Here is a 17,845-nt window from a genome sequence, read left to right as displayed (position 1 = left end):
GTGCAACGGAAGTGCATTTATTGCCCGCTACACTTTTCGCAAATTCCTTTTATAACCAAGTTAGCATCCTCAGCCACATACCCATCGGGCAAATTGATATATGGTATTTTATGCTCTGTCAGACATACGGTCTCATCGCAATTATGGCAATGAAAATGTAAGTGCAGTTTCTGATTCAGGTCGCAATTGCATCCCGGTTCGCATAAGGCGTATTTCTGTATTCCCGTGCCGGCGTCTATTTGGTGTACCACACCTTTATCCTCAAAGGTTTTAAGGGTGCGGTAAAAGGTCGTTCTGTTTGCTGTCTTATTGGTTTCGCTCTTTTCAGCAAAGACCTTTTTCAAATCGGAAAAGGACACGGCACTTTGCTTCCTTCTCAGATACCTGTATATCTTGGACCTCATTTGAGTAGGGCGAATAACGTGATTTGACAATATTTTTTCCGTTTTGTTCATTTTTTAATCTTGATTCAAAAGCAATCTCCTTTATTGAATTTACTTTTTGTAGGCGAGCAAACGCAATGCATTGACCACCACTACCAACGTAGAGCCTTCGTGAACCGCAACGGCTATGCCGATACTTGCCCAACTCATTATGGTCGCAGGGATTAGAAAGGCAACAACCCCCAAACTTACCCATAAGTTTTGCCTGATAATCGCTTTTGCTTTTCTGCTCAAACCAATGGCAAAAGGCAAGGTTTCCAGTTTATCGGCCATCAGCGCTATATCTGCGGTCTCCAAGGCCACGTCGCTTCCTGCTGCACCCATTGCAATACCAACGGTACTGTTTGCCATTGCAGGGGCATCATTGACCCCATCTCCCACCATTGCCAGTTTATTTTCCTGTTCCGCAAGTTTTTTGATGGCCTCCACTTTTTCTTCGGGAAGCAGGCTTCCGCGTGCTTCGGTCAAACCGATTTCCTCGGCTACAGCGTCGGCCACTTTCTGGTTGTCGCCCGTAAGCATTATCATTTTCTTGATGCCTATTTCCTTAAGTTGGGCCAGGGTTTCCTTAGCTTTTTCCCGTGGGGTGTCCATCAGCCCGAGCATCCCTATAAATTCATCGCCCCTTTTTATTAGCATCGTGGTCTTTCCTTCCCCTTCAAGTGCTCTTACCTTTTCTGATACGTCGTTGGGAACGCCTTTATCGATATCCTCGAAAAGCTCCAGGTTGCCTATGTAAATGGAATTCCCTTGATAGTTTGCCTTTATTCCCTTGCCCTGTACGGCTTCTAAATCATCGGCATCTGGAATCTTGGTGTCCTCCCCAAGCCGTTCCATTCCGTCACGTACAACAGCCTTTGCCAGGGGATGGTCGCTCAGTTCCTCAACAGCAATCGTGATTTCCAACAGTTCCTTTTTATCTATGTTGCCAAAACTTTCGACGTCGGTAAGCTTTGGTTTTCCTTCGGTAAGTGTTCCCGTTTTGTCAAAAGCGAGAGCGGTAAGTACCCCTAAGTCTTCCAAGGGGCGACCGCCTTTTATCAAAACGCCGCCACGCGCAGCCCTTGCAACGCCACTCAATACCGCAGAAGGTGTAGAGATGGCGAGCGCGCACGGACTTGCAGCCACAAGTACAGCCAAGGAACGATAGAGACTTTCGCTCCACGTTTCATCGATGACCAGAAAAGCAAAATTCAATAGTATGACCAATAAGATTACCGATGGCACGTAGTACCGCTCAAACTTGTCGGTCAATAATTGTGTGGGCGATTTTTGGTCCTGAGCCTCTTGAACCATAGTGACCAAGCGGTTGAGGGTAGAATCTTTTGCCTCTTTAATCACCTTTATTTCAAGGGTATTGTTGCCATTGATGGTTCCTGAAAAAACACGGTTCTCGTCCGGGATATCGCTTTTTGAGTTGTACTCCTTATCGGGATTTTCTATTGGTGTTTTGTCCACCGGAACGCTTTCCCCGGTAATGGGTGACTGGTCTATACTACTATTGCCCTTTACAATAACACCATCAGCAGATATTTTACTGTTTGGGCGTACCACGATAGTATCACCTATCTGTAACTCTTCTATACCAACTTCAACGGTATCGTCATCCTTCTTTAATAGTGCGGTTTTAGGCGCAAGGTCTGTTAATGCTGCAATGGACTTTTTTGCCTTGCCCATTGCGTAGTTTTCCAGTGCGTGACCCAGACTGAAAAGGAACAGCAGCAAGGCACCTTCTGCCCATTCGCCCAAATAGGCGGCTCCTGCAGCTGCGACCAGCATCAGGAAATCGATTTCAAATTCGCCTTTGGACACTTTGGTAATGGCCTCCTTTAGGGTAAAATAACCTCCAAAAAAATAGGCTGCAATATAGAGCCCAAAAGGGATGTTAGCTGAAACCCCTGTATATTTTTCCAACAGGAAACCTGTAATTAGTGTGACCCCACTTAAAATTGCAAAATAGAGCTCCGTGTTTTTGCCGAAGATGCCGCCGTGGTCGTGATTGTGGCCATCGTCTTTGCTGTGTTTTTCCTTGTCTTTCATATTATTAATGGTTTTGTTATCGTTAATTAAGATTTAATCCAGTTTTGAGCCTGTTGTTTCTCAGAAATATCAAAAAATTTAACTTCAGACTTTATGAAAAAATCAGTTGCCTTCGCGGCCCATTCCTGCCATTTTTTGTTGCCGACAAAGGCCATCTTGCCATAATCTCCCAAATGAGCCGAATCAATCTTTAGGTCTTCCCAAAAGCCTTTAAGGGTATGGCCTTTAAAATCTTCCATTTCAAAATAGAAGTCCACTTTATGGCCTTTTTCTATGATGTTGTGGATAAGCGGATGCATCTTTTCCATATCCTTTTCCGTAAGTTTCCCGCTGATTTTAGCGGCAATAAGATGTTCTTTTTCCAAATTTATTATCTGTAACATATTTGTATATCTTTATATTCATCTATTTAAAATATTAGTGCGTTGTATGTGCAAATGATACGCTCTACACGTCACACTAATTTTCTTATTTCAATTACACTTTGTTTATTCATTGTTACCCCTTGTTTCTTTACCGTACTTAGCCTTAAAAAATGGGAAATGATGCGAAACCAGCAATAGTATAATCAATAGTGTACTGGTTATACCAATTAAATACATCCCATATCCTATGGCAATGCCAACACCAGCACTGGCCCATATAGTAGCGGCCGTTGTTAACCCTGATATGGTATTCTTTGAACTGTCCCTAAAAATGATACCCGCTCCCAAAAAACCAATACCAGAGACAATATTGGCGACAATCCTGGTTTGGTCTGCCATCTCAGTATGTGTATTGATGATGGTTAAAAGTGCAGCTCCCAAACAAACGGAAGCATAGGTTCTTATACCTGCATCGTGACCGTGAATTTCACGGTCAAGCCCAATCAAGATGCCCAGTAACAAGGCAACCAATAATCTGGGAATCAGCGTTATTTCAGTTTGTAAATCCATATTATAGAATGTAAAACATTTCAGGTTTCTTTTTCTGTGGGATGTCATCATCACCTGTCATCTGCTTTAGATTAATTTCTATAGTTTGGGCCAAATCGGTCATTGGTGTGTCCATTGGGTTGTTTTCAAAGGGATCCTGCATTAAAATTGATGTTTTCTCAATGGCTATAAAGATGATAGGGATAGCGATGGTAAGGCCAATTTCCACAGAGAGGTAATTATCGGACAAACCAAACGGAAGCATTGTGGCAAAAACATAAATGATGAGGTGGATCAACAGGCTATGTGCCTTGGGGAATACCGTGTTTTTAATCCTTTCGCATTTGCCCATTGAATCGCATAACCTAGCGATTGTACTATCTATCTGTACTTGCTGATAGTCGTTCACTTGGTTTTCCTTTTTTGCAATTGCCAATGCTTCTGAATGCTTTAATAGTATAGCATTGGGAACATTGCTATCGGTAATGCCTTGCATTTCAAGGTAGGGTTGGACTTTATCTGAAAAGGATAATTTTCTCAAGGACTCACCCAGTGCATAGCACCACACAATTTGTCGTAAAACTATTTCTTTAATCCTAAATTCATACTGACTATCCTGTCGGTCATAAAAGGTTATACTCTGTCGTACCAAAGTACGAGAATCGTTGACAATGGCGCCCCAAATAATACGGGCTTCCCACCAGCGTTCATAGGCTTGATTGGTTCTGAAACCTAACAATAGTGCCACAGCAGTACCAAAAACCCCTGTAACGGCAATAGGTATCGAAATTTTACTCAGAAAACCAAATTGGTCCAAAACACCAATTGCTATAGCATAAAATACAATAAATAAAATATCATATTTAATATATTTAAGAAAGGACCAGATGGATATACGTTTGTTTAAGAGCATTTTGTTTGTTTATTTTTATGTTTTAAAATTGTTTGCTTGTAATTTCCGTTTATACTTTTCATTCTTGTTTATGCTGGTGCTCAAACTTCTTTCCTATTTTTTGTATAATTGGATAGATGAAAATAGCAATGGCAGAAAGGAAGACGATTCCAGAATACATTGCATAAATCCCAGAAAAAAGTTTGCCGGCATTGGTATTTGCTTCGTCTAATGGTCCCATTCCCGTAAGAATCATTGCGGCATTTAAAAAACTATCTATCCAACTTAAGCCCAACAAAAAATGATACCCCATCATTCCTATACCCAAAGAGGCTGTAACGATTACCATCATTATTACCGTACTATTGAATATTTTATGATATAGCCTATCGTTCCAAGTTCCCATATTTTTTTATTAAATTACTGGTTGTCCAATTTTAAAACCATTTGTGCAAACTGCACTTCTATGGCATCATCGATACCTTTTATGATGGAATCCAAGCCTGTATCAGCCACCAAAACCTGTCCTCTGGCACTTATCAAACACGACATACTTACACCTTGTTCAATATGTGTAATGGTTGCTTTAAATTGTGATTTAAAGGCTTTTCCTTGATAAGTAACATCTATCAGCCAATTAAAGTCGATAGGGTCGTGCCGTTTTGACAAAAAATCAGCAGAAGGCACCGTACCGGTAAACCGAAGCATTAAGGGGTCTTCCTCCCCTGCCAGCATAGCTTTAATTTCAGGGTTGTTGGTCGATAGCGTTTTAAGGTCGAGGACACCACTGACCACTTTGGAATCATAGTCAAGGTATAATGCCAAGTTATGGCTTTCTGCCTTAAAGGGGACACTATCAAGCATTGCCATTATCTCAATGTGGCCTTCTTTTGTACTGTAAATTTTTTGGGCACTACCATTAAAATAGCTAACCAACAAGATTATTAAAATAAAGTGTTTAACATTCATAATATCTATCTTTAATTGTATAATTAAAAAAAAGCAGCTTCTACTTTAGCTTTTAATGCTATCAATCATTTTGCTTTAAAAAAGCATCATAAAAGCTGCCTGCTATTAATACAACTATTGAACTTCAATTCTTTACTGTATTGCACTATCATTATTTTCTTTCAGTGCCACAATTGGGGCAAAATTTTGCCTCGACTGGCACACTCTCGTTACAGTTACTACACTTGGACTTGCCTAAAGGTGAACCGCACTTTTTACAAAAGGCTGCGCTCTCTTCATTTTTCTCACCACAGGCCGTGCAACGAATCATAACCTTTGCATCTGGATTATTTTCCCTATAATCATAACCGCGCTTATTATGATGTCCGCGAGAATGATGGCCTCCGTTTTGAAAGCCTCGAAATAAATGTTTTAAAAACCCCATATCAATATATCTTTTAGTTTATTCTTTTATTAACCAGCCAATACCTGCCATCAGTCACTTTCAATCCATATTTTGGCTTCCTGTTTTTGGTCTGGACCAAAATATTTAATTTCGGCATTGCAAAATGGTTTCATAAATTGGGTGGCCCACTGTCGCCACTTTTTTTCGCCGACCAATGCTATTTTTTCATACTCCTTTTCGTGCTCAACATCTTTAGAGAAATCTTTCCATAGCCTATCTATATGCCAGCCTTGAAAATCGTTCATTTCGAAATACCACCGAACCTTTAAGCCCTTATCGAGAATACTATGGATAAGCGGATGTATTTTTTCAAAGTCGTACTGGTTGAGTTTACCGCTAGCCTTTGTGGTAACCACATTTTCGCTCTTTATGTCTGTAATCTGTAACATCTTTTAAAATTAATATTATTATTAGTGCATTGTATGTGCAAATATCCATTGGCTTTACACTTGCTTTTCTTAATTATAAAGCGCCTTCTTTTTTCCTAAGTGCAAGATGGCTTCGGGCAAATCGAGTTCGCGCGTTCCATTGCCCGTTCTAATATAAAACCGTGACCTCCCGTCTTGACTTAGATAGACCGGTGTTTTGGCCGGGTCTATTTCTATGTAGCACACATCATTTTCTCCATATCTGTAAAAAGATACATTTACAGCCGTACATAAATGGGTGCCCAATTTTAGAGATATCAACTGCATCAGGTATTGTTCAAAACCATCTATATCAGGTTTTTTCAAAGTTTCAAAATCCTGATTTAAACCGAGGATGTTGCCGTTATCATCTACTCCTATAAGCAATTTACCACCGTTGGTGTTCATAAAGCCCGCAATGGTCTTGGCAACAACAAATTCCAATTGTTTATTCACTTTGGATTGACGTAAATCCCACCTCAAGGTAGCCTTGAACTCTACAAACTGATTTTCGCCGTCTTTGATAAGCGCTATAATTGCATTGCCGTCATTTCTTTTCTTTGTTAAAATGAAAATTTTATTTCTTAGAAAAACCATAAGGGTAAGGCTACTGCCCATAATCCCGAACAAAACATTTTTAAATATTTGGTCTATATCACCAAAACGTATCGTGTTTTTAATGGTTGCTAAAAAAAGTGCGTACCAGTTACCAGTATCTCCTGTTTCATCATATAAGTAAAGTGATAGTCCCAAGGGCTGAATGATGAACAGTCCAAAGAGAAAGCCAATTATTATTATAAACGCTATTTTTTTCCTGTAAACCATTTTTTTTTAACCTTGACTATCTAAATCCTGGGATTCTTACATTTTTCTTCGGAATTCCTAATTACACGCTTTTCATTTTAAAAAATTCAATATTTTATTTCGCCATCGTTATTTTTCAATCCAGCTTTTAGCAAGTTCTTTATCTTCCGAATGAAAATATTTAATATGTGCCTCAGAGAATGGCAAAAGATTTTTGGTAAATTCTTCCTGCCATTCTATACTACCTACAAGTGCCACTTTTTTTAAATGGTCTTGTTTTGGAATTTTGAATTCCATTTCATTTTCTACAGTTTGATGCCTTGTATTTTTGACTTCACTGACTTCTATATCCCAAGCAGCACTTTTGTATTTTTCAAGATGCTCACTAACAGCCGTTAATAACATTGTGGCATCATCTTTGTCCATACCATTTTCTGCCAATGCGTATAGGATATTATCTTTTTTATAAATCGCTAACATAATAGGATTTTTTATGGTTTATATTTCTTGATATTAATTAGTCTGATTGCCTACTGCATTTCTCACACACACCTTTTACAACCAGATTGATATCTTCTGTGATATAACCCTCCGGTAGATTGATTTGTGGTATTTTATGTTCTGTGAGGCAAACGGTTTCATCGCAGTTGCTGCAATGAAAATGCAGGTGCAGGTCATTGCCCACCTCACATTCACAATTCTCTTCGCATAGCGCGTACTTTAATACTCCTGTGCCATCTTCAATTTGGTGGACAATGCCTTTATCTTCAAAGGTTTTCATTGTTCTAAATAGGGTGCTCCTTTCGGATATTTTAAAATCCTTTTCCAAATCGCCAAGGCTAATTGCCACCTCTAATTCTGCCTAGCGCTTATAGGTCATTAGCCGCATAGCCGTAGGTCGTATGCCTTTGCTTTCCAGAAGTTGGACTATTTTTTCCATTTCTATCACTGGGTTTTAGAGGTCGTACCGTTTTAGGGATTCACCTGTTTTGATTTGGAAGGCATCCTCAATATCAGATAGATAAATAATTCCGTCGCCAGGTTCGGGCGTTTTACCATTTTCTAAGATGATGTCGATTGCTGATTGCGCTTCTTCATTTTGACATACCAATTCCACTTTAACAACTGGGCTATCGGTTATATTAAAATCAAGGGAAGGTCTTGCTCCTTTTGCTTTGAATGCGCCTGTACCCTCTGCTTGTGAAAGGGTCATACTTTTAAAACCATTGTCGCTTAGGGCTTCGATGACTCTTTGTATGCGGTTTGGTTTTACAAATGCTTTTATTTCTTTCATATCGATGCTATTTACATTTTTAATTGATTTTGAACCGAGCCTGTTCTTTAATTTTTAACTAACTAAATTAAGTCGATAAACAAACTCGGAATCAAAACCTTTAATTATTGTTGAATTAATGCCCGTGCTCCAATTCGCCCTTGACCATTTCCGAAGAAAGGGTATAGGCTCCTTTTGTTACTATTTTTATGTCATTGGTAATCTCAGCTGGAAGGTTTACTTCTACAAACCCTAAATCGTGCACGCCAATGCTTACAGGTATTCTCTTAAACTTCATTTTATTTTCTTCTGGTGCTTCGTCTTCATCCACGATAAACACGTAGGACTGTTCTCCTTCCTTGATGATTGCTTCCTCAGGAACAGCAAACCCTGACTTTTTACCCTGTATAATTCGTCCCTCTACATACATACCTGGTAAGAGGTCGCCGTTTTTATTGTCTATATCTGCGTGAACGTGCAGGGCTTTTGGGTCTTCCTCAAATGTTTTTCCAATGGAATGTACTTCGGCACTTAACAGCTCATCTGGTCTTGACGCTACCGTAAATTGTATTTTTTGACCCACCTTAACTTTTGGTATGTCTTTTTCATATACCTTAAGGTCCAAGTGAATTTTTGAATTATCACTTACTGTAAACATCTTGGATTGTGGTGCCACGTAATCGCCCAAGCTTACCATTACATCATCGACATAGCCAGAAATTGGCGTAGTAATGGGTACGGCTGAAAATATTTCACCTTGTTCAACCTTAGCCGTATTGATTCCCAACAGGCGTAGTTTTGACCTTAATCCATTTACACTCGATGTTGTAGAACGAAATTTGGATTGCGCCATTTGAAATTCTTTTCCAGAGGAAACTCCTTTATCATAAAGGGTCTGTTTTCGCTCAAAATCTTGCTTGAGAAACACAAGTTCATCGTTCTTTTCCTGATATTCCTGTTGCATAGAAATGATATCTGGATGTTCCAAATAGGCCAAAACCTCACCCTTTCGTACTTTATCTCCTTCTATTACTTTGATGGAACGGACATTACCGCCTACAAAAGGACTAATGTTGGCCATATCTTGAGGAAATAGCTCCAGGTTACCTGTAACTTTAATATTGTTACCGAGGTTTCTTTTTTCCAAGGTCTTGGTCTCCAAGCCAATGGTCTCTATTTGTTGTGTGGTAAGTTCTACCACGCCTTCTTCTCCTTCTTCCTCGTGGCCACCTTCTTCATCGTCGTGACCATCTTCGCCGTGCGTATCTTCTCCAATAGCTTCGGTTTTTGACACGCCTTCTGTTTCATTTTGACCCAATTCAGAATCGGGCTTATTGTTACAGCCTACCAATAAGAAGGTTAATAGTACTGTTGTAATTATTGCTATATTTTTCATTATATTCTCCTTTTTTAGGTTTATAGATTGCCCAATTGATACTGTAACTCAATGGCTTGTTGATTATATTGGTTAATAAATTGTAAGTGGTTCTGCTTTATGCGAATGGCACTGTTTAAAATCGTGATATAGTTTACATAGTCTATCTCGCCTTCTTTGGAAGCAAGTTCTGCTGTTGTAATTTGCTCTTCGGCCAAAACCAGTGCACCTTCTTGGTAATAATTCAGTGTTTTTTGGGTTTTTTCCAATGATTTTAACAATTGTGATACCCTGCTTTCGGTTATTGCCTTTTGTTCCAAATATTGGTTCTCGGCTACCATTGCATCTGCCTTAGCAGCCTTGACCCTTGCTTTTTGAGGGAAGAACCACAACGGGATACTTATACCTGCTTGATAGGTGTTGAACCCTGAAACATCGTCAACGATTTGTCTTCCATAGGTAAGGTTGAACTTTGGCAAAAACTGTGATTTTTCGACGCCAACGTTGGCTTTGCTCACCTCGGCATTTTGCATAGAATATTGCAACAATGGATTGTTATCTATGGATGTTGAATCTAAAACGTTCATATAATTCAACGGTTCATAAGTACCTCCAACGGTTTCAATTTCTTGGTCAATCCCCAAATACTGTTTCAACGCCCTTTTGGCAATCTCGATATCGTCATAGGCCTGTTGTCTCAAGACCTGTATCTGTTGATATTCAGAAGAAGCCGCGATAAATTCCAGCTTCCCCGTTTCACCTGTATCAAAACGCAGTTCTGCAGCTGTCTTGAAGTTGTTATACACACTATCCAACTGTTCCGCGAAGCGCAACTGGGCTTTATTATAATTTATCTGGTCATAGGCCTGCATCACATTACGCACCAATTGTTGCTCGCTAAGGGCATAAAACTTCTCGCCCAATTGAACACGTTGCTTATAGAACTTGGATTTTGAGAAACCAGATAACAAATCGATATTTCCCTGCTGCACCCCAATGGTAGTTTGCACACCGGGCAGGTCATTACCGAATTCTTCCTTACCCGTAAAAATTTGTGTACTACCAAGGTCGAAACTTGTTCCTTTCATCGCCCGCTCACGGTCTATAAAAGACTGACTTTCCTTAAGGGAAGGGTAGTTTTCTTTTGCCAAAGAAATAGCTTCCTTTAAAGTAATAGTCTGTGCGATACCACGGTCTTGTGCATTTACTGAATTCGAAGTTAAAAATCCTCCCAAGCTCAATAACACAACCAAAACAGTAGTGCTCTTGTTAATATAACTTGGGTCATTACCGTTATCCTTTCGCTGCTTACGAGCTTCCAACCAATAATATAATACTGGAAGGACTACAAGGGTTAAAAACGTGGCAGTAAGCAATCCACCAATAACTACTGTTGCCAATGGTCGCTGCACTTCTGCACCGCCCGAGGTAGAAATCGCCATTGGGATAAAGCCCATAATGGCCGCCGTTGCAGTTAATAAAATAGGGCGTAGGCGCTCGTGTGTTGCTTCGTATATTCGTTTCTTTAAGTCTGTCATTCCACTTTCTTTTAATTCGTTGAATTTGTTTATCAGTACCAATCCATTTAATACCGCTACCCCAAACAGTACAATAAAACCGACTCCTGCTGAAATACTGAATGGCATTCCCCTTATCCAAAGGGCAAACACACCGCCAATGGCTGCCAGAGGTACTGCCATATAAATCATAAGCGATTGCGAGAACGAGCTCAACGCAAAGTAGAGCAATATGAATATTAGGAAAAGTGCGATAGGCACTACAATCATTAATCGGTCTGATGCACGCTGTAAGTTCTCGAACGAGCCTCCGTAGGTTACAAAATAACCAGGTGGCAGTTTTACATCAGTTTCCAATTTTTGCTGAATTTCCTCGACCATCGATTTTACATCACGTCCACGAACATTGACCCCTACCGAAATACGACGCGAGGTGTTATCCCTTGAAATTTGCATCGGCCCTGGTTTGTAACTAATATTTGCAACCTCTTTCAACGGTACTTGTGCACCACTGGGTAAATCGATATACAGATTTTTAAGATTGTTGATGTCTTGTCTAAACTCCTTTGCCAAACGAATAACCACATCAAAGCGTTTTTCACCCTCAAAAATCACACCTGCCGCTTCTCCTGCAAAGGCAGCACTTACATAATCATTTAGTTTATCGACGGTTACTCCGTATTGTGCCATTTTTGCGCGATTGTATTCTACCGTCATCTGTGGTAAACCGCTCGTAGCTTCCACATTGAGGTCGGCCGCTCCGGGAACACTTCTGATAACCGCTGCGATTTCCTGAACCTTGTCTGCCAACACGTCCAAATCTTCTCCATATAATTTAATGGCCACGTCCTCACGAACACCTGTCAATAATTCATTAAAACGAAGTTCTACAGGTTGCGTAAACACGAAATTTACACCTGGTACTACAGAAATTTTTTCCTGTATTTTTTCTATAAGTTCTTCTTTGCTCTCTGCGGAAGTCCATTTACTCTTATCCTTTTCAAGAATGATATAGCTATCGGCAATGTCCATTGGCATTGGGTCGGTTGGTATTTCGGCAACACCAATCCTTGAAACCACTGTTTTTACTTCAGGAAATTCATTGATTAAATTCTGAAGTTTTTTTGATGCCTCTATAGATTCTGTAAGACTACTACCCGGTTTTATCAAGGCCTGAAATGCAATATCGCCCTCATCAAATTTGGGTATGAATTCGCCACCCATATTGCTGAAAATATATCCCGCAATCAATAATAAGGCGACTGCACCTAAAACAACACCTGCTCTAAATCGAAGTGCAAAATTGAGCAAGGGTACATACGCCCTGTTTAAACCGGACATTATTTTATCACTGAACCTATCAATCTTGTTTTCAAATTTGGCGAACCAACTGTTCTGATTTTTGGCAGGTTTTAGGAACATTGACGAAATCATTGGCACGTAGGTAAGACAAAGGATAATCGCTCCCAGAACTGCAAATCCGAAAGTAAATGCCATTGGACGGAACATTTTTCCTTCAACACCGGTCAAAAAGAGAATCGGTGTAAATACAATAAGGATAATTAGCTGTCCGAAAAATGCAGAATTCATCATTGTACTTGCCGAGTCGTAGGCGATTTCGTCCATTTCGGCCTGACCTATCGCTGCTTTTGATTTTTTCATCCGTTGATGGATGTGAAATACCATTCCTTCTACAATAATAACTGCGCCATCCACAATGATTCCAAAATCGATTGCTCCCAAGGACATTAAATTGGCCCATACACCAAATTGCTTCATCAGGATAAATGCAAAGAGTAATGATAGCGGAATTACAGAGGCTGTTATCAATCCGCCACGGAAACTTCCCAAGAGTAATACCAGTACAAAAATCACGATAAGCGAACCTTCAATAAGATTTGTTTCTACGGTACTTGTGGTTCTTCCAATGAGTTCACTTCGGCTTAAAAACGGTTCTATGTAAACACCTTCTGGAAGCGATTTTTGAATTTCGTTGATGCGCTCTTGTACATTTTCTATGACAGTGCCAGGGCTTTCGCCTTTAAGCATTAAAATTTGGCCACCAACAGTTTCGTGTCCATCTTGGGTAAACGCACCATAGCGCACTTGATTGCCAAAGCCTACTTTTTCGGCAACGTCCCTTACCAAAACTGGGCTTCCGTTTTGAGTGGTTACAACGGTGTTTTCCAAGTCTTCAAGGCTACGCGCTAAACCCTCGCCACGAATAAAATTGGCTTGGTGGTTTTTTTCAATATAAGCGCCTCCCGTATTGGCGTTGTTCATTTCAAGGGCTTCAAAAACCTGATTCATTGTAATGCCAAAACTTTTTAGTTTGTCAGGGTTTATGGCCACTTCGTACTGCTTTACGTAGCCTCCAAAAGCATTCACTTCAACTACTCCAGGAACTAATGCCATTTGGCGCTTTACAATCCAATCCTGAATGGTACGAAGCTCCATAGCATCGTATTTTTCTTCGTAGCCTTCCTTTACTTTTAAGGTATATTGGAATATTTCGCCCAAACCTGTAGTTATGGGTGCCATAAATGGCTCGCCGAAGCCTTCGGGGATTTCCCCTGAAACTTCGGTTAATTTTTCTTGCACCAATTGCCGGGGCAGGTAGGTACCCGCTTCATCCTCAAAGACAATGGTAACCACAGACAGCCCAAATCGGGATACGGAACGTAGCTCGATAACGTCAGGAAGGTTGGCCATTGCCAATTCTACTGGATAGGTAACAAATTGCTCAATATCTTCAGTACCTAAATTTGGGGCAACGGTAATAACCTGTACTTGGTTGTTGGTAATATCGGGTACAGAACCCAGGTTTATAGTAGCCATAGACCAAATGCCCGTACCCACAAGCGCTACTATAAATAGGCCAATAATAAACTTGTTATTAATGGAAAATGAAATGATTTTGTTAATCATAGAAAAAGTATTAATTCAGTTTAAACCTCGCAATGCAAATAGATGCAATGCGTTTATAATGCGATGCTTACTTTAAAAAGCATCACGTAAGGATATAGCTATCCTATAAAAACTAAATTATGCCCGTGGTGGTTGGAATAGGGAAAGGGAAATATCCTTACCTATACTGTCAAAATAAACTGTAGAAAGTTTATAGTCTGCAGGATGGTATAGGTCTAAGACATTTAACCCAAAATCCAACGTGTGAACGTGACAGCAATGACAATAACAAAAAGGAGAACACATATCAAGTAGGTTGTGGTCGTGATCGCCAGTATCATTTTGTGACAATTCTATTTGCGTGCTATCCTCAGAAGAGTCAACATTTGCATCACTACAAGGCGCAAAATTAAGCGCGAGTAGATAAAATGAGAATATGAGCGTAAAAATTTTCACAATACAAAGATAACAGAATTATAATGCAACTGGTGTGCAAAGGTTTTTATTCAAATTATTTACGAATAAATTTAGATGGCTCTGAGAAATCCTTTACAATATCCAGAATCTGATTTATAGGTTCTGGGACACTATCAATATTTATACGTAGGGCAATGGTTCGTGCAAAGAGTACTTTATCAAAAGACGCTTTTTTCTTTTGATATAAAATTCTATTGATATTTGATAGAAAGTCCTTAGTAGGGTCAAAATCTGTAACTAAAATCTTGGGTTCTTCTGGATATAAATAGTTTAAAATTTCCACAGAATACTTAATATCAAATAAGTCTTCAAACGTTCCATTCTCAATAAAGATCATTCTATATTTATTCTGTTCATTCTGTATGACGCGATTAATATCATCTCTTTCTTTAGTTGCATCGGAATCTAAAAAGCACACCATTTTTCTTTTAGGGTATTTGCTTCGGAAATTGAAAAAGTCTTCTTTCAATTTTTGCTTTGACTTTGAATTATAGACTTGTATGTCATTATGAGATAATACAAATCGTTTTCTGAATGCTAAGATTGGTATAGCAATTTCCTCACTTTCTCCCTCAACTAAAATGATGATTTTAGGATTATTAACTTTATTGAGATTTGGCAAGAAATTTCCAAGTCTATCAGCCATAGAATTTTTAAAATCGTCAATAAACTCATTAAAATATACAAATCCTATTTTTTCTGCTATCTTAGTGTTTTCTAACAACAACTTGTATTGAAGAAGTTCTTCTGGTAAAGTAATAGTTTGTTTTTCACCACAACAAGGACAAATCATATCATCTTTAAGCTCATCTTTTCTGGAATGCGCTTTTGCTCTGATATTTTCAAATTGCTTGGAAAATTGTTTAAGCTCAGGATTTATAGAAAAACCTTTTAATCCGTGTTTTTTAAATACTTCGTGATCTATTTGAAAATACGAGTAGTGAAGAGCTTCACTCATACCAATTTTGGGCATTTCCACTTCTGCAATGGTTGTAAACCCTACGCCTAATTCTCTATGCTCTCTATTTACTTTTTCAACATAACGTCTATAAAAAAGAGTTAATTCCTGTAATGGTGGAAAATTCATTAATCTAAAAAGTAGCTCTAATTTTTCTTTGTTAGTTGACGGTAGCGTAGATTGACTCAATCTTTTTTCTAAGTGGCTATCGAGATTCATATTTTTTAAGCCTAAATCTTCAACAACCTTAGAAAAATTATGTTCTATGTCATTATCATCAAGTTTAGCAAGATCCATAAGGTACTTTAATTCAACGTCCTCAAAATGCTCTTCTGTAAGTTTACAGATTGTTAGAGTATATGGTGTTGCTTCTATAATCCAATTGAATTCATAATCAACTCCTGGCAAGTACTTTTCATAAAGAATCTCAAGAGTTGGTTTCCACATATTTTTAAATATGAAAAACTTGTCTGAAGCTACTAAAACTTCATCTGCATTTTGATTTTGCTCTTCACCATCTGTATTAACATTAACGAGTAATCTAATGACATTGTTTAAAATTGTATCGTGTCCAAAGACAGCAATTCTATTTAAAGAACCTTTGATGATTCCCATATAACCACCTTCTACGATTTTTCTCCAATCGTTATCTCTATTCTCAGTTTCAACTTCTTTACCCATCACTTTATCTCATCTATTGTGCTCCCGCAAGTTAACATTTGCTCACCATAGTACGGATTTTTGATGTCCTTTTCAGCGCTTAGCCAGACCGCGCCTTTATTATTATTTGCCATTGGACACTTCTGAACGTATAGCATCTCATCGGTTCCATTTATACTCATCGCAATGGGCACCATATTTTCATTTAATATCACAAAATGGTCGCGTTGATTTTCAAGATCGTCATTCGTTGCAATGGCGTCAAGCATTTCGATACTTTTCTTGATATGTGATTGTTCCATACTACCGAGACTCTTAATATCTGCGGATTTTAAGGATACTGATGTCGCTTTCGCGAAAGCGGAAACCTGATTTGCATCGCTCGCTACCAAAGCATCTTTGATCTGTAAATAAGGCTTGAGCGCCTTTTTAAATTGCTTCTGAAAATTCTCTGAAAAATCCATTTTCATTTCAGACATTGGCATCATAGCATCCTCTTTCTTTCCTTGATTCATCATAGAATTTTTGCCTTGTAACTGTGCCGCCGCATCTACTGTAAAAGTTCCGTTGGTCACAATCTCATCGCCATTTTGTAAGCCCTCTGTTACAGCATAATTTTCGCCATTTCGGTTTCCGATGGTTACTTCACGCATTTCAAAAACGGGTTCGTTGGGATTGGTTTTTATATAGACCAATGAACGTTCCCCTGTCCACATAACAGCACTTGCAGGAACTGTTATCACTTCGTTAGTCATCATCATTTCCCCTTTGAGTTTGCCCGTTACAAACATTCCTGGTTTAAAGATGTTTTCTGTATTTTTTAGTGTTGCTCTTACGGTAACCGTTCTCGTTGCGTTGTTCAAGATGGGGTCAATGAAAGAAACCGTGGCGTCAAATTCTTTATTGGCATAGGCATTAGTTTCTACCTTTATTTTCTGACCTACTTTTAAATCTGAAATCTGATTTTCATAGGCATCAAATTCTGCCCAAACCGAATTCAAATTGCTCACTTTCAAAATGGGCTCACCTTGCTTTACATAGTCACCTTCTCGTGCCATCACTTCTGAAACAGTACCTGAAACGGTGGCATAAATGGGGAAATTATCTCGCACTTTTCCTGAAGTTTCAATCGCATTAATTTGGGTTTCTGAAAGTTTCCAGAGCTTTAATTTATTGCGCACTGCTTTATACAGTTCAGGCTGTGATTCTTTAAGTGAAGCTGTTGTTAGTAATTCTTGCTGTGCAGCGACCAGATTTGGCGCATAAATAGTCGCCAGTAATTGACCTCGATTTACCTTCTGACCTTCATAATTAACATTCAGACGCTCGATACGCCCATCAAAATAGCTTGCTTGTACGGCATTGTTTTCTTCGTTGGTGGCGATTTTGCCCGAAAGCGTAATCATTCCATCATCTTCTGACATACTGCCTTTACCCACAATAGTAGTTTGAATGTTTGCCAGCGCCATTGCGTTCTCTGTCATTTTAATCTCATTCATTGCAAGGCCATCGACACCAGATTCAGCAGGTATCAAGTCCATTCCACATATAGGGCAGTCGCCTGGTTCGGGCTGCATAATTGATGGGTGCATTGAGCAGGTCCACATTTGGTTTGCAGATCCGCCAGAATGGTCGTGGGTATCTGACATTTCAGAAACATCCTTGTTTGGATTTACATCATTTCCAGAATTTCCAAAAATAAGCCATCCACCTAGTAGTCCCACGATTAGTGCAATTGCTATATATAAAATGTTCTTTTTCATA

The 17,845-nt window shown here is 39.2% G+C and carries 17 protein-coding genes and 1 pseudogene; all 18 read right to left on the bottom strand.

What is annotated here, in order from left to right; genetic code table 11:
* Nucleotides 1-17: 17 nt before the first annotated feature.
* Nucleotides 18-455 (bottom strand): Fur family transcriptional regulator, encoded by a 438-nt coding sequence (locus H526_RS0109490; protein WP_027392788.1) that lies wholly within the window; start codon nucleotides 453-455, stop codon nucleotides 18-20.
* 39 nt (nucleotides 456-494) lie between these two features.
* Complete coding sequence (locus H526_RS0109485; RefSeq protein WP_027392787.1) at nucleotides 495-2,483, bottom strand: heavy metal translocating P-type ATPase; 1,989 nt, start codon at nucleotides 2,481-2,483, stop codon at nucleotides 495-497.
* Nucleotides 2,484-2,509: 26 nt separating this feature from the next.
* Nucleotides 2,510-2,866 carry a SpoIIAA family protein gene (locus tag H526_RS0109480; RefSeq protein WP_027392786.1) on the bottom strand — a complete coding sequence of 119 codons (357 nt, stop codon included), beginning with the start codon at nucleotides 2,864-2,866 and terminating at the stop codon, nucleotides 2,510-2,512.
* Between the two features lie 105 nt (nucleotides 2,867-2,971).
* A complete protein-coding gene (locus tag H526_RS0109475) occupies nucleotides 2,972-3,418 on the bottom strand; it encodes an MgtC/SapB family protein (protein ID WP_027392785.1) in 447 nt (148 codons plus the stop codon).
* 1 nt (nucleotide 3,419) lies between these two features.
* Nucleotides 3,420-4,310: a bestrophin family protein gene (locus H526_RS0109470; RefSeq protein ID WP_027392784.1), complete on the bottom strand. Its 891-nt coding sequence runs from the start codon at nucleotides 4,308-4,310 to the stop codon at nucleotides 3,420-3,422.
* 58 nt (nucleotides 4,311-4,368) lie between these two features.
* The gene (locus H526_RS0109465) at nucleotides 4,369-4,695 is read right to left on the bottom strand and encodes a hypothetical protein (protein ID WP_027392783.1); all 327 of its coding nucleotides are present in this window, start codon (nucleotides 4,693-4,695) and stop codon (nucleotides 4,369-4,371) included.
* 14 nt (nucleotides 4,696-4,709) lie between these two features.
* The gene (locus H526_RS0109460; RefSeq protein WP_027392782.1) at nucleotides 4,710-5,258 is read right to left on the bottom strand and encodes a hypothetical protein; all 549 of its coding nucleotides are present in this window, start codon (nucleotides 5,256-5,258) and stop codon (nucleotides 4,710-4,712) included.
* 151 nt (nucleotides 5,259-5,409) lie between these two features.
* Nucleotides 5,410-5,568 carry a zinc-ribbon domain-containing protein gene (locus tag H526_RS32630; RefSeq protein ID WP_425387471.1) on the bottom strand — a complete coding sequence of 53 codons (159 nt, stop codon included), beginning with the start codon at nucleotides 5,566-5,568 and terminating at the stop codon, nucleotides 5,410-5,412.
* Between the two features lie 164 nt (nucleotides 5,569-5,732).
* Entirely contained in the window at nucleotides 5,733-6,092 is a 360-nt protein-coding gene (locus tag H526_RS0109455; RefSeq protein WP_027392781.1) for a SpoIIAA family protein, read from the bottom strand.
* A 69-nt stretch (nucleotides 6,093-6,161) separates the two neighbouring features.
* Nucleotides 6,162-6,935 carry an AlbA family DNA-binding domain-containing protein gene (locus H526_RS0109450; protein ID WP_027392780.1) on the bottom strand — a complete coding sequence of 258 codons (774 nt, stop codon included), beginning with the start codon at nucleotides 6,933-6,935 and terminating at the stop codon, nucleotides 6,162-6,164.
* Nucleotides 6,936-7,043: 108 nt separating this feature from the next.
* Nucleotides 7,044-7,394: a SpoIIAA family protein gene (locus H526_RS0109445; protein ID WP_027392779.1), complete on the bottom strand. Its 351-nt coding sequence runs from the start codon at nucleotides 7,392-7,394 to the stop codon at nucleotides 7,044-7,046.
* Between the two features lie 37 nt (nucleotides 7,395-7,431).
* Nucleotides 7,432-7,854: pseudogene (locus H526_RS28760) on the bottom strand (Fur family transcriptional regulator).
* 15 nt (nucleotides 7,855-7,869) lie between these two features.
* A complete protein-coding gene (locus H526_RS0109435) occupies nucleotides 7,870-8,208 on the bottom strand; it encodes a P-II family nitrogen regulator (protein WP_027392778.1) in 339 nt (112 codons plus the stop codon).
* Between the two features lie 115 nt (nucleotides 8,209-8,323).
* On the bottom strand, nucleotides 8,324-9,583 hold the full coding sequence (locus tag H526_RS0109430) for an efflux RND transporter periplasmic adaptor subunit (RefSeq protein ID WP_027392777.1): 1,260 nt from the start codon (nucleotides 9,581-9,583) through the stop codon (nucleotides 8,324-8,326).
* 20 nt (nucleotides 9,584-9,603) lie between these two features.
* A complete protein-coding gene (locus H526_RS0109425; RefSeq protein ID WP_027392776.1) occupies nucleotides 9,604-14,007 on the bottom strand; it encodes a CusA/CzcA family heavy metal efflux RND transporter in 4,404 nt (1,467 codons plus the stop codon).
* Between the two features lie 117 nt (nucleotides 14,008-14,124).
* Entirely contained in the window at nucleotides 14,125-14,442 is a 318-nt protein-coding gene (locus H526_RS32625; RefSeq protein WP_425387470.1) for a DUF6660 family protein, read from the bottom strand.
* 55 nt (nucleotides 14,443-14,497) lie between these two features.
* Nucleotides 14,498-16,102: an OLD family protein gene (locus tag H526_RS31730; RefSeq protein ID WP_051336077.1), complete on the bottom strand. Its 1,605-nt coding sequence runs from the start codon at nucleotides 16,100-16,102 to the stop codon at nucleotides 14,498-14,500.
* On the bottom strand, nucleotides 16,102-17,844 hold the full coding sequence (locus H526_RS0109415) for an efflux RND transporter periplasmic adaptor subunit (RefSeq protein WP_027392775.1): 1,743 nt from the start codon (nucleotides 17,842-17,844) through the stop codon (nucleotides 16,102-16,104). Before H526_RS0109415 ends, H526_RS31730 begins: the two co-directional genes overlap by 1 nt.
* Between the last annotated feature and the right edge of the window lies 1 nt (nucleotide 17,845).

It is taken from the genome of Aquimarina latercula DSM 2041 (genome assembly GCF_000430645.1).
Taxonomy (GTDB): Bacteria; Bacteroidota; Bacteroidia; order Flavobacteriales; family Flavobacteriaceae; genus Aquimarina; species Aquimarina latercula.
This window is presented reverse-complemented; position numbering and strand designations above follow the sequence as displayed.